General features: G+C 40.1%; 15 protein-coding genes. 3 read left to right on the top strand and 12 right to left on the bottom strand.

From position 1 onward, the window contains the following. Nucleotides 1-63: 63 nt before the first annotated feature. Nucleotides 64-840, bottom strand: coding sequence for a class I SAM-dependent methyltransferase (locus AC13EX_RS21830; protein WP_482894332.1), 777 nt, complete (start codon nt 838-840; stop codon nt 64-66). A 75-nt stretch (nt 841-915) separates the two neighbouring features. Here AC13EX_RS21830 and AC13EX_RS21825 point away from each other — a divergent pair, with 75 nt between their 5' ends. Genes AC13EX_RS21825 through AC13EX_RS21815 form a run of 3 tightly spaced genes read left to right on the top strand, consistent with a single transcriptional unit; the run spans nt 916 to nt 4,255 of the window. Then, nucleotides 916-2,139 (top strand): GWxTD domain-containing protein, encoded by a 1,224-nt coding sequence (locus AC13EX_RS21825; protein WP_482894331.1) that lies wholly within the window; start codon nt 916-918, stop codon nt 2,137-2,139. Beyond that, entirely contained in the window at nt 2,112-2,897 is a 786-nt protein-coding gene (gene rlmB / locus AC13EX_RS21820) for a 23S rRNA (guanosine(2251)-2'-O)-methyltransferase RlmB (RefSeq protein ID WP_048644262.1), read from the top strand. Before AC13EX_RS21825 ends, rlmB begins: the two co-directional genes overlap by 28 nt. A gap of 11 nt (nt 2,898-2,908) precedes the next feature. Then, a complete protein-coding gene (locus tag AC13EX_RS21815) occupies nt 2,909-4,255 on the top strand; it encodes a DNA recombination protein RmuC (protein WP_482894330.1) in 1,347 nt (448 codons plus the stop codon). 41 nt (nt 4,256-4,296) lie between these two features. On the opposite strand, the gene AC13EX_RS21810 is transcribed toward AC13EX_RS21815, so the two are convergent. The 11 genes from AC13EX_RS21810 to AC13EX_RS21760 all read right to left on the bottom strand — a co-directional run bounded on the left by AC13EX_RS21810 (nt 4,297) and on the right by AC13EX_RS21760 (nt 14,162). Beyond that, nucleotides 4,297-4,950 (bottom strand): transcription elongation protein SprT, encoded by a 654-nt coding sequence (locus AC13EX_RS21810; protein WP_482894329.1) that lies wholly within the window; start codon nt 4,948-4,950, stop codon nt 4,297-4,299. A 26-nt stretch (nt 4,951-4,976) separates the two neighbouring features. Further along, nucleotides 4,977-6,341, bottom strand: a complete 1,365-nt coding sequence (locus tag AC13EX_RS21805) for a hypothetical protein (protein WP_482894328.1) — start codon at nt 6,339-6,341, stop codon at nt 4,977-4,979. A gap of 30 nt (nt 6,342-6,371) precedes the next feature. Beyond that, nucleotides 6,372-7,460, bottom strand: a complete 1,089-nt coding sequence (locus AC13EX_RS21800; protein WP_482894327.1) for a dipeptidase — start codon at nt 7,458-7,460, stop codon at nt 6,372-6,374. Beyond that, nucleotides 7,457-7,846, bottom strand: a complete 390-nt coding sequence (locus AC13EX_RS21795) for a RidA family protein (RefSeq protein WP_048644263.1) — start codon at nt 7,844-7,846, stop codon at nt 7,457-7,459. The genes AC13EX_RS21800 and AC13EX_RS21795 overlap by 4 nt, the downstream gene beginning before the upstream one ends. Nucleotides 7,847-7,877: 31 nt before the next feature. Continuing rightward, entirely contained in the window at nt 7,878-8,684 is an 807-nt protein-coding gene (locus tag AC13EX_RS21790) for an SDR family oxidoreductase (protein ID WP_482894326.1), read from the bottom strand. Beyond that, nucleotides 8,677-9,453, bottom strand: coding sequence for an SDR family oxidoreductase (locus AC13EX_RS21785; RefSeq protein WP_482894325.1), 777 nt, complete (start codon nt 9,451-9,453; stop codon nt 8,677-8,679). Before AC13EX_RS21785 ends, AC13EX_RS21790 begins: the two co-directional genes overlap by 8 nt. Next, nucleotides 9,443-10,375, bottom strand: coding sequence for a Gfo/Idh/MocA family protein (locus AC13EX_RS21780; protein WP_482894324.1), 933 nt, complete (start codon nt 10,373-10,375; stop codon nt 9,443-9,445). The genes AC13EX_RS21785 and AC13EX_RS21780 overlap by 11 nt, the downstream gene beginning before the upstream one ends. Before the next feature lie 115 nt (nt 10,376-10,490). Next, complete coding sequence (locus tag AC13EX_RS21775) at nt 10,491-11,438, bottom strand: aldo/keto reductase (protein ID WP_482894323.1); 948 nt, start codon at nt 11,436-11,438, stop codon at nt 10,491-10,493. Next, nucleotides 11,435-12,244, bottom strand: a complete 810-nt coding sequence (locus tag AC13EX_RS21770) for an HpcH/HpaI aldolase family protein (protein WP_482894322.1) — start codon at nt 12,242-12,244, stop codon at nt 11,435-11,437. The genes AC13EX_RS21775 and AC13EX_RS21770 overlap by 4 nt, the downstream gene beginning before the upstream one ends. Before the next feature lie 460 nt (nt 12,245-12,704). Next, nucleotides 12,705-12,806 carry a hypothetical protein gene (locus tag AC13EX_RS21765; RefSeq protein ID WP_482894321.1) on the bottom strand — a complete coding sequence of 34 codons (102 nt, stop codon included), beginning with the start codon at nt 12,804-12,806 and terminating at the stop codon, nt 12,705-12,707. A gap of 93 nt (nt 12,807-12,899) precedes the next feature. Further along, nucleotides 12,900-14,162 (bottom strand): MgtC/SapB family protein, encoded by a 1,263-nt coding sequence (locus AC13EX_RS21760; RefSeq protein ID WP_482894320.1) that lies wholly within the window; start codon nt 14,160-14,162, stop codon nt 12,900-12,902. Nucleotides 14,163-14,197 lie beyond the last annotated feature (35 nt).

Below are 14,197 nucleotides of genomic sequence, written 5' to 3'. Positions count from 1 at the left end.
TTTAACGAATTAATAAAACAGAACCGGCTGCCCATTCACAATGAGCAGCCGGTTTTTTTATACCTATTTTTTATGTAAAATATAGTAAAGGTCAAGGGCATTTTCAGGGTCATCAACATACAAATAATCTGAATGCTCTATTTGCTCTACAGCCTTCCCTTGCTTTCTGTGTAGCTTATCCCGATTGGCTCTATTAAGAATCTCATAGGGTATTCTCAACATCCAAGCGGGCAACCTATACTGAAGGTTAAGCACATCCCAGCGGGTGATTTTATTTACAGATTCTTTATTGGCATTGTAATAATCCCATACTTTAGCATTCCCACCAATTCCTTTAGTCTCCACCTTATCAAAAATAGATGCACATAATTCCTTTAATTGAGCGGGAGTGTATTCCCGGATATGCCAAGGATTTCTCGTCAATGAAAATCGAATATTTGGAGTAGATATCAATGCCATACCTCCAGGCTTTAGCACACGGTAAATCTCTTCAAGGTACTTTTTGTCATTTTGGATATGCTCTATTACCTGAAAACTCACTACAGTATCGAAGGAGTCATCTTTTAGATTGTCCATTGGTGGAATAATTGCCTGTTCAAAAGTAAATTCAGGAAATTTATCCTTTAGTCTGTCCAAGATTTCTCCTATCTTGTCCAAACCGTGGTAATGATCAACCAAAGGGCCAAGGACATGTACACCTCTGCCTTCACCACAGCCTATTTCTAAAAGATTGCCTGAAACATATTCTTTAGCAACAATGTATGCCTTAAAAAGGCGTTGATGAATTGGGTTGTCACTGATCAACTTATCGGAAGTAATTTCCGTTGTATAGGTAGCCATCTAAAATTTTATTATTTTCAACAAAATTAAGGTTAATTTTTAAAACCAACTATGGAAAAAATAAAGTCATTGCATATGAAACGAAATATTGGGTTTTTATTTATTTTAACCCTGCTATCCTTTTCCACCTTTGCTCAAAACAATCTGCAAAGTATAAACCAGAGTTTAAGGTATTCCAGGTATTCGAGAATCTCATTAAAAGTCATCCCAATCAAAATTTTGGAAAGAACTTTTAAGCTTCAAATGCTGGTGGAAAAAATAGAAGATGAAGCCAATTTTGATGATTACCTTTTCTCATACACCATTGTCAATAGTTTTGAACAGAAAATTGATGATGACAATGTAATTGCATTAGACAAGGATCTATTAAAAAAAGACACAGATGGTCATTTTTATTTTGAAGAAACAGTAGATATACCTTCCTCTTCTGATCAGGCTTATGTAATATTTAGGGCTACAGACACACGTCAGGAAGATGAATATGTGTATCATGCCGACTTAATAAGTCCATTTGTAGCCGATCAACCCTCCTTTGGGGCTTATTTCGGAAATGACATTCCTTATGACCAAAATTTCTTGAATGTTGAAGAATCTTTGCTCTTCAAAAGTGAGAATAGCGTAAGTCTATACAGGTACTTTTACCCTCAGAGTTTTGCAATTCCTTTACCTCCAATGGAAACCAAAACACCAGAGATCGCTAAGGAAACACAAGTAATAAATGAAGGTGACTTCTTAGTTAATGTCCCTGTCCCCTTTGAAAAATCAGGCTATTATTTTATTCAGGAGGACACCACTACAGCAGCCGGACTGATGATCAAAACAGCAGGGAAAGCTTTCCCTAAGGTATCCACTTGGGAAGAGATGATCCAAATGGTGGCTTATATTTCCACTAGAAAAGAACATGAAACTCTCCTGGCTGCCGAAAACAAAAAAATAGCACTGGATGAATACTGGATAAGAATGACCAGAGATGAGGATGCTGCCAAAAGTTTAATAAAAGAATATTTTAGACAGGTAGAATTTGCAAATATTCTATTCACCGATTTCAAAGAAGGTTGGGCTACGGACCGTGGAATGGTGTATATTATAATGGGCCCTCCACAGGAAGTTTACTTTAATTTAGATAAAGAGACCTGGGTTTACCTCGCTCAGGATTCTAATTCAAAAATAACCTTTACCTTTGCACGGGTAAAAAATATATTAACCCCACAATATTATACATTGAACCGATCCAGAGCTTATCAGCCGGTATGGTTCAAAACAATCACAGCATGGAGAAACGGAAGGATGGTTTTTTAATCGACAGAAACGAAGACCAAAAAGATTTTATTTTTGGCATCAGGCCCATTATGGAGGCCTTGAATGCAGATCGGGAAATAGACAAAATACTGGTCAATAAGGAACTGAAAGGTGACCTTCTTAAAGAGTTACTTGCTTTAACGAAAGAGAAAAAACTCCCGGTAACCAAAGTGCCGGAAAGTAAACTTAATCGTATTACCAGGAAGAATCATCAGGGAGTTATTGCCTATATCTCCTCGATTGCTTACGCATCTTGGGAAAACGTGGTGGACAGTACCTTTACTAAAGGCGAAGCTCCACTTATTTTGATGCTAGACAGGGTTACTGATGTTCGGAATTTTGGAGCCATAGCACGTACGGCTGAAGTTGCAGGTGTACACGGCATCATTATACCAGAAAAAAGCAGTGCTCAGATCAATTCTGATGCGGTCAAAACTTCTGCAGGAGCCCTAAATTTCCTACCTGTAAGTAGGGTAAGAAACCTTTACTACACACTTAAAGACCTAAAAAAATCAGGCCTAAAAGTGGTGGGAGTAACTGAGAAAACTGACCGAATGATGTATGCAGCAGATCTTACGACTCCTACTGTATTGGTAATGGGGTCTGAGGAAGATGGGGTTTCTGATGAATTACTGGGATTGTGCGATGAATTCGTGAAAGTACCTGTACATGGCCAGATTGAGAGTCTTAATGTATCTGTAGCCACTGGAATTGTTATTTACGAAGCCATTCGCCAAAGAAAACAGGCAGATTCTTAATTTACGTATAAATGGCAATTGAACTGGTTGCGCTTTTATTTTTGATGCTAGGAATCATAGCCGTACTGGCCATAATTCTGTATCAAACTCAACAGAAGCGCAACCAATTGGATAAAAGTCTAAACGCCCTAAACTTGGAAAAGGAGCGCTACAGCGAAAAAACCCGACTCCTTCAAGACCAACAAGAGGGGATAATACAAGAAAATGAAGCCCTTTTGATTTCTGTCAAGTCCCTTGAAAAAGAAAATCATGAGCTTGCCTTGGACAAAGGAAAATTGGAGAGTGAATTGCTTTTTTTGAAGGAAAAACTGATTTTTCAAAAACAGGAGCTTGACAAAATGGGGACTAGGTTTCAACAAGAGTTCGAATTGTTGGCCAACAAAATTCTAGAGGAAAAGTCCAAAAAATTCACCAACCAGAATCAGGAAAACATCAGCAACATTCTCCAGCCTCTGGGGAAAGAATTGGAAGCATTTAAAAAGCAGGTTCAGGAAGCCTATGCCATGGAATCAAGGGAGCGCTTTTCTTTGGAAGGAAAGGTCAAGGAACTTGCAGTGCTCAATCAGCAAATCAGCCAGGAAGCCAAAAACCTAACCAATGCCCTGAAAGGCAATGCCAAAATCAGAGGAAATTGGGGTGAGGCCATATTGGAAACCATTCTTCAAAATTCCGGATTGGAAAAAGACAGGCATTATAGCATTCAGGGATTTTTGAAAGATGAAAATGGGCACCCTTTAATCGGGCCAGATGGCAAGAGAATGCAACCTGATGTGATTATCCATTATCCCGATGACAAAAAAGTTATCATTGATAGTAAAATATCACTTATAGCTTATGAGAAATACAGCAGTACTATTGGGGAAACCGAGCAAAAGTTAGCCCTTGATCTTCATCTTAAGGCTATAAAAACCCATATAGACCAGCTTTCTGCTAAGCAATATGAAAGTTATGCAAAGGCCCTAGACTTTGTGATCATGTTCGTACCTCTAGAAGCGGCCTATATAGTAGCCCTTCAAGCCGACCCCCAGATTTGGGAATATGCCTACAAAAAGCGAGTATTATTAATCAGTAGCAGCAATCTAATCGCAGCCCTTAAGATGATCAAGGACCTTTGGATAAGAGATGATCAATCTAAAAATGCCTTGGAAATAGCCGAAAGAGGAGGAAAACTTTATGACAAGCTTTCTAATTTTGTTAACAGCTTGGAAGATGTAGGAAAACATCTTGACAAGTCCCAGGATAGCTATAATACAGCCATCAAGCAACTTAAAACTGGCAAAGGAAATCTTCTTTCCCAAGCTGAAAAACTCAGGACTTTGGGTGTAAATGCCCGAAACAAAATTTCAGGAGAGCAATAAATGCCTAGGCCTCTTTACTAATGATCCTCCACAAATCCATACTAAAAAGGAACATCACCCGGGCCATCCACTTGCTTGACTAGGGCATTATTGGATATCAAGTAGTTTCTCCCCGTCGAAATCTCCTGACACAATACTCTGGACCTTTGTGAACGAATTTTCTTAAAAACCCTTTCTCTTAATTCGAAATGTGCATGTTGTGGCAGGTCTCCAAGGAAAGGTTGTTCAAATTTAACCGCATCCTTGTCGTATTTTCGCAACTCCTTCATCAGGAAGAGATCAGCTCCTGTGGAAGCCTTTGGATTGCTCATGTGTAGCTTGAGAGGTATTAAAACGTCCTTTGGAAATACCCGCTCATGCAAAACGGGCGCCATCAACCACTTGAAAGATCGCTTCCATTCTATGCCATGAGGCATGATACCCTTCCCTATCCTTTCCTTATGCTGACTAAACACACGGTGATGAGCCACCTCATGAATATAGGTAATCAGAAATTGGTATTGATTCAGATCATGGTTGATAGTAATTTTCTGTATGCTTTTGTCTCTTCTATACCGAAAATCACCCAACTTTGACCTTCTCGATTTGGTGATTTCAATAACAAAAGGTTCTTCTTCCCAAAGGGAAAAACAATAAGACAAGGCGTTTTCAGGCACCTTCCCCTTTAATTGTTCCAACCACTTTTCTTTTTTCACTTCTTAATTTTAAGCTGAAATCAAAATTAAGAATTTTTATCATCGTGAATTAATTCAAGCAGTTTTTTTCTAAACAAGTCTTCCGCATCAGGTAAAAGATTGCTTATCCTACATCTCCATGTTTCATAGCCCCCCTTCTCGATTTCATGTGCTGGCGGTACATAGCCTACATTGTCATTGGCTAAACTTATAGTGAAATAAGGACATTTTACTTCAGCTTTGAGCTTCAGCCCTGTTTCAGCAAAAAACTCTCCGGGTAATGCACCAATTTTCCCTTCGCCAATATGCAAAACCTGCACAGCACTTTCCGCTGCATCAGCAAATTCATTGAGCAACATTTGTTCTCTCGCATAAAGCTTGCGCCAACCTTGGGTGTCTGGCTTCAAATCCTCAAGTCCACCAGTAGCCAAAATCCCTCTGGCAATCTCCAGTTCATCCTTGTCTGGCATCCTTCTACCAGCCTTAATGTTTGCGAAACTGCTATGCAGATAGGGGGCCTGATCCCACTGTACACCTTCCAACCCCTCCAAAACCTTGTCGGCCAAATCATTGGCTATTTTTGTACTTTTAGCCAATTCTCCTTTAGGGAATTCTTTCTGTCCGCTAAAATCCCAGATATTGATATCTCCACTTGTACCATTGCTCATTATCCCCACAAAATCAGGGCCTGCATCCAACTTCTCTTTCAAGGCTGCAGCAAACCTACCAAAATAATCAGCTGATATGGTTCCATTTTCCCAATCCCCAACATAATGAAGGGAATAATTACCTAAAATGGCTATCCATTTATCATCCAAACCTTTAACCGCCAGGAACCCAAGTTCTGGGTCTGGCGTATTAAGTGGTTTTATAATCTCCTCTTCCACCCCAAAAGGGTTCGTTTTAATCGTATCAGCCTTCCCTGTTACAGGATTTAAGGGAGTATAGCTGTCTTTCATCCAATACCTACGACACACCACATATTCTGGTGCATCAGCCGTCCCAAAGGCCAGTTGAGCAGGTCTCAATTTGTCAATGGCTTTCCCAACTGCCTCCACGATAAGTCCCGGCAAGCGCTTCCTGTATGCCAAATCTGCCGGTACCATATGTACATCTTCAACAGCTCCAGAAGCATGGGTATGAGTGGCTGAGATCAAAACCTGTTCAGATGGAATGCCAAATTGCTTTTCGATAATAGCTTTGGTACCATCCAGCAATTCTTTGCCCAAAATGCAAATGTCTACCACCACTAAAACTAGGGTTCGTGTATCATTTTTAAGCACAAGAGCTTTGGCATGCAGGGGATCATGGATTTTCTGTGCATAATGGGTGACAAAGTCTCCATTAATGATTGTTCCTAATGGAGGAGTCGTATCGACACTGGCAGCACCAGCCTGAAAATTATTGGACATTGATTAAAGGAATTAGTAATGGATCAAAATTTAACTTTCGGGCAATGAGTTTCTTAAAAACCGCAGGAAATTACCATGGAATATATTATCAATATCTTCAGAGGAATAGCCTCTTCTATCTAAAATCGCTTCATATTTTTGAAGGTCGGCTATGGAATTAAGGTCCCAGGGAGATTGCTCGGTACCAAAAATACCATCCAAATCGCTACCTATACCTATGTGTTCGCTATTTCCTGCCAATTGACATATATGGTCCCAATGGTCTACCAGATGCTCCAATTTGATATCCAATTGCCAGGGATCTGAAATGGTATCAATAAATCGAATATCCATGGCCCAACAGTCCAACATACCTCCAATAACAGCACCACGGTTCACCAGCTTATTGATTTGCTCATCGGTAAGTTGCCGTTGATTCGGAACAATTTTACGCACATTGTGATGGCTGGCCCAAAGTGGTCCAGAATACAAGTCCATGGCCTGTTCGAATCCCTGATCCGTCAAATGCGTAACATCTAATATCATTTGGTATCCCTCCATTTTCTGGAGCAATTCTTTACCCAATTCAGTAATAGGTCCTTCTGACTTTGTTCCCGGGGCATACCTTCCAGGACCAAAATGTGAAAGCCCTAAAGCCCTTAATCCGTAACCATAGGCTCTATCCAGATAGCTTGGAGAGACCAAAGAGTCCCCACCTTCAAGGTTGAGCAGGTAGCCTATTGGCTTTGTTTCATCTGGAATAGAATCATCTACCCATAAGTCCACCATCTCATCCAAATCTTTCCGATTTAAAATCTGCTTCATTTCTCCCTGAGCCTCCATTTCACGGTACCAAGCCAACTGAGCCTGTGTCATAGCCCATGCTTGTTGAGGAGAATTCCAGCCTGAAAGGGCGGAGTCGGGCGGAGAATATCGGGCCAATTGCGTGGCCACCACTATCCCAATCTTACCTTTTCTAAGCTCAGGTAAACAAACAGTTCCCCGGCCTCTATCGGGTTTGTCAGGCATGTGCATTTCTGATTGCCTAATTTCCGAAAGTGGTCTACTCAAATCTCTGTTCCACTCAATGGCATTCATGGACAAGTCCAAATGCGCATCTAGAATCAGTCGTTTACTCATTTCAAGGTGGGTATTTTGGCGATACAGTCTATTTCCACCTTAAGGTTTTCCGCCAACACCGATTGAACCGTGATGCGGGCAGGTTTGGTGTTTTTGAAGAAACTTGCGTACACTTTATTGTATCGGTCAAATTCAGAAATATCAGACAAATGAACGGTACATTTTACCACATTGTCCATTGTCCCACCTGCAGCTTCAATAATGGCTTTAATATTTTCAAGTGTTCTTTGGGTCTCTTCTTCAATGGTACCCAATTTGAATTCCGAGGTTTCAAAATCTACTGATGCTTGTCCTGATACGAATAAAAAGCCATCCGTTAAAATTGCGTCAGAATAAGCGCCAGTATCAAAACTTAAATCTCTCTTAGGGTGTACTATCTTTTTCATTTTAATCTTTTTTAATTGTTTAAATATTTTATTACCAGGCAGTCCATCCACCATCCACTATCAGGTTATGACCTGTAATATAAGTGGAAGCATCTGAAAGTAAAAAGGCAACAGCTCCTGCCACTTCATTGGCCTCACCTAATCTTCCTAGAAAGGTTTTTTGCTCAAGCTTCTTTACAAATCCCGGATAATCTTCTTGTACTTTCTCATTTGGAAATGGCCCTGGAGAAATACTATTGCACCTGATATTTTTTGCGCCAAATTGCATGGCCAGGTATTTGGTCATCTGAATAATACCTGCTTTCCCAACACCATATTCTATTGGATTTGGTAACATTGGTGGTTCATACATGTTCTTGTCAGGTGCCTGCATTCCGTACATGCTCCCAAACAGAAGTAGACTTCCTGATGATTTTTCCAACATTTTATCTCCTACAGCTTTTGCAAAAATAAAAGTGGCTGTTATCCCCGCATGATTTGCTTGATCGAAGTCTGCCGCTTCTAATGCATCAAATGACTTCCCACTAGCCGCATAGGCCATATTGACCATTCCATCCGGTATGCCAAGTTGTTCGCAATTCTCCTGCACAAAACCACCAATGCCATCCGTATCGGCAAGATCAAAACGAGAAGGCTGCAATAACGGACCCAATTTGGCTTCATCGGCAAAGGCAAAAGCCCTGTCTTCCTTATCAATGCACAAAATCCTGGCTCCTTGAGTGCAAAGCAGTCTCACCACTGCTTGTCCCAAATATCCAGCACCACCAGCCACCCAAATTGTTTTCCCTTCTAGGGAAAAAGGTGATTTTATGGCACTATAAATATTTGGATCAGGCATTTAATCCTCCATCCATTAAAATGTTTTCACCATTTATATAGGCGCCAGCTTCAGAAGCTAGCAAAACAGCTAACCCTTTTATGTCGTCATTATTGGCCATCCGCTTCATTGGTACTTTTTTGTTATAATTTTCAACAAATTTCTCAGGCTGGTTATTGAACAACCCACCCGGAGAAATACAATTGAAGCGAATATTTTTACCAGCATTCATTTTGGCCATAAAGCGAGTAAGATTAATCATACCAGCGTTGTGGAAGAAATAATCTGGTGGTAAATCTCCCATACTGGTGCCATCGTAATTGGACAAATCGGGGCCTTTCATGCCCATCATCGAACTAATATTGATCACTGCTCCTCCTCCACTTTCAATGATGAGGTCAGACATGGACTTTAACAAATCCCACATTCCTGTAGCATTTACGCGCATTGATTCATCGAAATCCGACAAAGGTGCATTGTACCCCTTCATTGGTCTGGAAACGGCATTGTTTACAAACACATGCAATTTCCCAAACTTCTCTTTTAGGTTATTGGTAAAGCGATTCACAGACTCAGTTTCTCCCTGATCTACTTCCATAGGGTAAACGTCCAGCCCTTTCTCTTGAAAAAAAGCTGCTGTTTTTTCTGCTGACTTTATGTCCCTGGAGGTAGTAATAACAGTACCACCTGCTTCGGCCAAACCTTCCACCAAACATTTTCCGTATAGACCGGAACCACCAGTGACTACAATTATTTTTCCTTTTAAGCTTAGTAATTCTTTAACGTCCATGTTTTTCTAAATTAACAACCTTCCCACCATTTTCAAAACTTTCTTTTGCTCCTATCACTACTTGCATGATGGCTGCGGTTTTTGCAAAATCTAAATAAGGCTTCTCTTCCTTTAGGGCATCAATAAATACAATTAGATTGTCCCTAAACATGGAATAAGAATTTTGAATATCTGCGATTTTCCATCCATTTTCACCAAAAAAGCTGAGTTGAAAAGTCCCACATATATCCTTGAATAGATGTACAGTTCCTTTTATTCCATTTTCAAAAGTAACCAATACAATGTCCTCATCAACTTCCCCAATATGCTGCACCTTCACGGGCTTTGGATCATCTAGTGTACTAAATAGTGCTTCCAGAAGATGTACACCATACTTTTTCCAGTCTTTTTTACCTACAGCAGTGACCAAATGAATTTTTCCCAACGATTTAATGCCTGTTTTCACGGTTCGACATTCCTGCGAATAACGCATCGAAGAACATGACATGAAAACTTTTCCTAAATGGTGTTGTTGAATAAAATAATCAAGATCCTCCTTAGAATAGACCAAAGGCTTGTCAATAAAAAGAGGCACTCCAGCATCCAGAAAAGGCTTGGCCATTCCTACATGGTTTTCAGGATCATCTCTACCTAAGATAACCGCATCCACCTCGCCAATCATGTCCTCAAGTTTGTCCACAACAAAAGGAATTCCAGCATTTTTCGCAATGCTCTGGCTAATTTCAGTATTCTGACTCCACACATGACTAACCGAAGCCCCGGGAATACCCAAGGTATCTATATTGGCTTGAAGGTAATCTGACACGGCCGGATAACCAATGGCGCTGATAAGCTCGCCATCAAATGTTCCATTAATGATTGAAGACCAGGAATAGGGATGGGCATTTCCCGGACTCATTCCTATCATTCCTATTTTTAACATATGATTTTTGTTAGTAGTTAACTTGGTTCATTATTTAGTCCACGACTCTGTCAATTCACAACTTATCCATTAAAGGAATCACTCCCTTAGACAAGTCAGAGAAGGCTATTTCAGATTAAAGCCAGCCCATCCTGTCCCACTTGGGTATATCGATAAATTCCGGATCAGGAAAAGGAATGGCCCCAGCAAGTAATTTTTCACTCAAACTGGGTAATTCGGCTGTTTCCAATGCTTTTTCTAAATAAATCGGTTTATCTATACCAACCAACACAGAAGATATATTGGGTTGGTCTAGGACAAACCTTGTTGCATATTCCGGCAATGTAAGTCCTTCTTCCGCAGCAAGCATTGCGTATTTTAATATGTGTTTTTCAATTTCAGCCAAAGGTTCTTTAAGGTTTTTCCCACGATCACTAAGCATTCCTCTTAGCAAAACAGAGCGTACTACAAGACCAATTCCTTTAGCCGCACCTAGTTCAAAAATTTCTCCCTGACGCTGATCCAGTAAATTAAAGGGTAACTGGATTACTTCATAAATCCCTGAGTTGATAGCAGTTTTTGATTCCTCCAATGAATAAGTAGAAGCTCCAATTGCCTTAACCAATCCTGCTTTTTTCAGATCCTCAAAGGTGCGTGAAACTGTTTCGTTATTTAAAATCTCCAGATCTGCCTGATGCAACATCAACACATCCACTTCATCCATTCTCAATGCCTTCAGACTATTTTCCAGAGAGTCCCTGATCATTTTGACCAGTTGTGATTCTTCTGGTAAATTCCCTGTAGCATCCCTCAAATGCTGACATTTTGTGCAAATCACGACTTCCTCACGTCGATGGGCAAAAGCCTCCCCTATTAAGGTTTCGCTTTTTCCATACATTCTTGCAGTATCATAAAAATTCACACCACGGTCCAATGCTAGGTGAAGCAGAGAAATTGCCTCACTTTCCTGCAGCATGTCATTTTCCGAGTGGATACCAGGCCCATAAGGTAGTCCTATTTCCACTCCTCCAAAAGCAATGGAAGATACTTCCAATCCTGTATTTCCTAAGGTTTTACGGTTCATTTTTTTGTGTCGTAATAACCTTTGTCAGTATCATTAACCTCAGGTCCTTCTTGAAAACCTGTCACTAGATCACTACAATATTGGGTCAATGTCAAAACATCAGCACCAATACTCATAAACTGATAGCCCATTTTTTGGTATTCAGCAACTTTGGCCAATGGACCCGTGGTGCCTGCAAACTTCCCATATTTCCTGGCTACTTCCACCACCTTCTGCCTTGCTTCCTGAATTTTGGGATGATCCATATCTCCTGGAGCTCCTATGGCCTGGCTGAAATCTCCAGGGCCGAAAAACAACATGTCAAACCCCTCCAACTGTGCAATGGCTTCCAAATCCTCCAAAGGTTCTGGATCTTCAATCTGAAAAATCACAAAACGCTTTTGATTGGCATCCCGAAGGTAATCTTTGAAATTACCAGCAGCATAGCCACCATCTGCATTCCCTCCATCAATGGCTCTCTTGCCGATGGGATGAAAACGCGTCATTTCAATTACCTTCTTGGCATCTTCCAGGCTCATAATATGGGGCACCATTATACCACTGGCATCCAATTCCAATGGCTTTACATAATCGCTATAACTCCCCCTGGGAACCCTTACTAGCGTATCTTTATTTTGAGATTTGGCAGCCCAAATCTGAGAAGCCAAAATAGACCAATCCTGACCGATATGTTCCTGATCCAACCACAAGCAGTCAAATCCTGCCTGTGCAGCAATTTCCACTACCCGAGCATCTGCTAGGTTTACCTTAAAAGAACAAACGTTTTCTCCCGCCCTTAATTTATTAAGGACCAGGCTTTCTCTCATTTTTATAGTCATATTCATTTTTTTCTTGATCAAATATACCACCACTCACATAGAGACTCTATTACTTTTATTTTAAATAATGATACTATTTTTCGAAATTGGGAAAGAGGTATTTTAGGGTAATAAAAATCGTTGTCAGAAAACTCAGGGTAAATACCAATTTACCATAGGTAAACCTGAAATACTGCTTGTATTCAATAGTCAAGGAATTTGCTCAATTTCAAACCATAGCCTTGCCTTTTCAAAATCCTCTTATCTGGTTTTTAATAGATGGAAGTACACATAGCCTGATACTTTAAACCCGAAATATGCAATAGACCTTCTATTATGTGATGGAATCACTTTAAAATCAGTTACTTCGTTGCTATTTTCGACTTCACCATAGCGGTGCTATGACTCAATCTCCAAATAGCCTGATTTTATTGTGATTACACCACTCATAACGAATCCTATTACATAATCAAGTGGCCAATTGTCCTCCGGCAGAATAGCCAATAAGTACTATTTTTGAAGCATCCCCCTGGTATTTTGCCACATTGGCTTTTACCCCCGAACTGCACATTTTCTAAAAATCATTATTTCCTTATAGGTTTAAACCTAAATAAACCGTAGCCAAACTGCTTATTAAAGTATTCACTCCATTTTTTATCAAACTTTAGATAAAGAAGACAGTTGCCAAAGCTGCGAGAACAATCAATAACAGCCCAGGCAAAATCTCTTTCTTAAGAACTTTATGAGCAGTGGTAAATACTATTGATGCTTTCACCAGGGTATTAGAAACGGCAGCCAATGAAATGGCTTGTATGGCGACATCTGGATCAACACTTCCAGAAACGCGACTCATTTCGGCCATCGAAAGGGTTATGGCATCTACATCAGTAAACCCGGCAACTATAGCCGATAAATAAATACCCTTGTCACCAAAGTTAATCTGAGCAATATTCGCAATAACAATAACAGCCGCATAAAGACCTCCAAAAATTAGTGATTTTTTCAAGGAAAATGGTTTTTCTACTTCAACATTATCCGCTATGGCTTCATGCTTGCCATCTTTATTGTACAAAAACCAACAATACAATCCCCCTGCAATGGCTGCCGAAGTCATAGGTATCCACATGTCTTTTACCAAATTTGTATTGACAACAGCAACTTCTGCTACAATGCGGAGAAACATAGTAATCCATGAAACGATTATAGCAACGGCATAGGCTTTGGAAAGTGTGGAATGTCCTTTGCTTAGCGAGGAAAAGGATAAAGTTACCGCTGTACTAGAAACTAATCCACCTATAAAACCAGTTAAAACTATTGCTTTTCGGTTAGCAATAAGCTTTTTTAGGAAATACCCAACCATTCCAATGGCTGTCACTAAAACAACCATTAACCAGATATTCCTTAATATTAAAACATCAAAGGGAGCAGGTAAAGTAGGTTCATTTGGAAGTACAGGCAGTACAATGGCCGTCATTAAGCCAAATTTGGCCAAGCTGACAATTTCTTCCCGAGTAAGCATTTTACTAAATTCATGCAGCTTCACTTTAAAAGACAGTAAAACCAGAACAATTATTCCCAATGCTACAGCAAGTTCTATTTGTCCATAATAGCAAAAAACTCCTATAATTACCGTCAATAATGCAGCTACCTCGGTGGTCATTCCAAAGTCTCTTTTATTAACAGTCCCTAAATAGGCGACCACTAAAAAAGCCCCTGTAATAACTATAGGAAGAACAAAGCCCCAAGGTGAATTCATTAAATCACCCAACATGGCTGCAGAACAACCTGTAAGCGCAAGCAAAGGGAAGGTTCTAATCCCGCCGAAAAGGAATTGTTGTGCCTCATCGGACTTTTTAAATTCACGTTCCATCCCAATTAGCAAGCCAATAGCCAGTGCCACACCAAAATGGTAAAATAGTTCACCCATAAATTATTTCTATAAATCGCTGTAAGTCTATTTTA

It is taken from the genome of Cyclobacterium sp. L-R (assembly GCF_056859355.1).
This window is presented reverse-complemented; position numbering and strand designations above follow the sequence as displayed.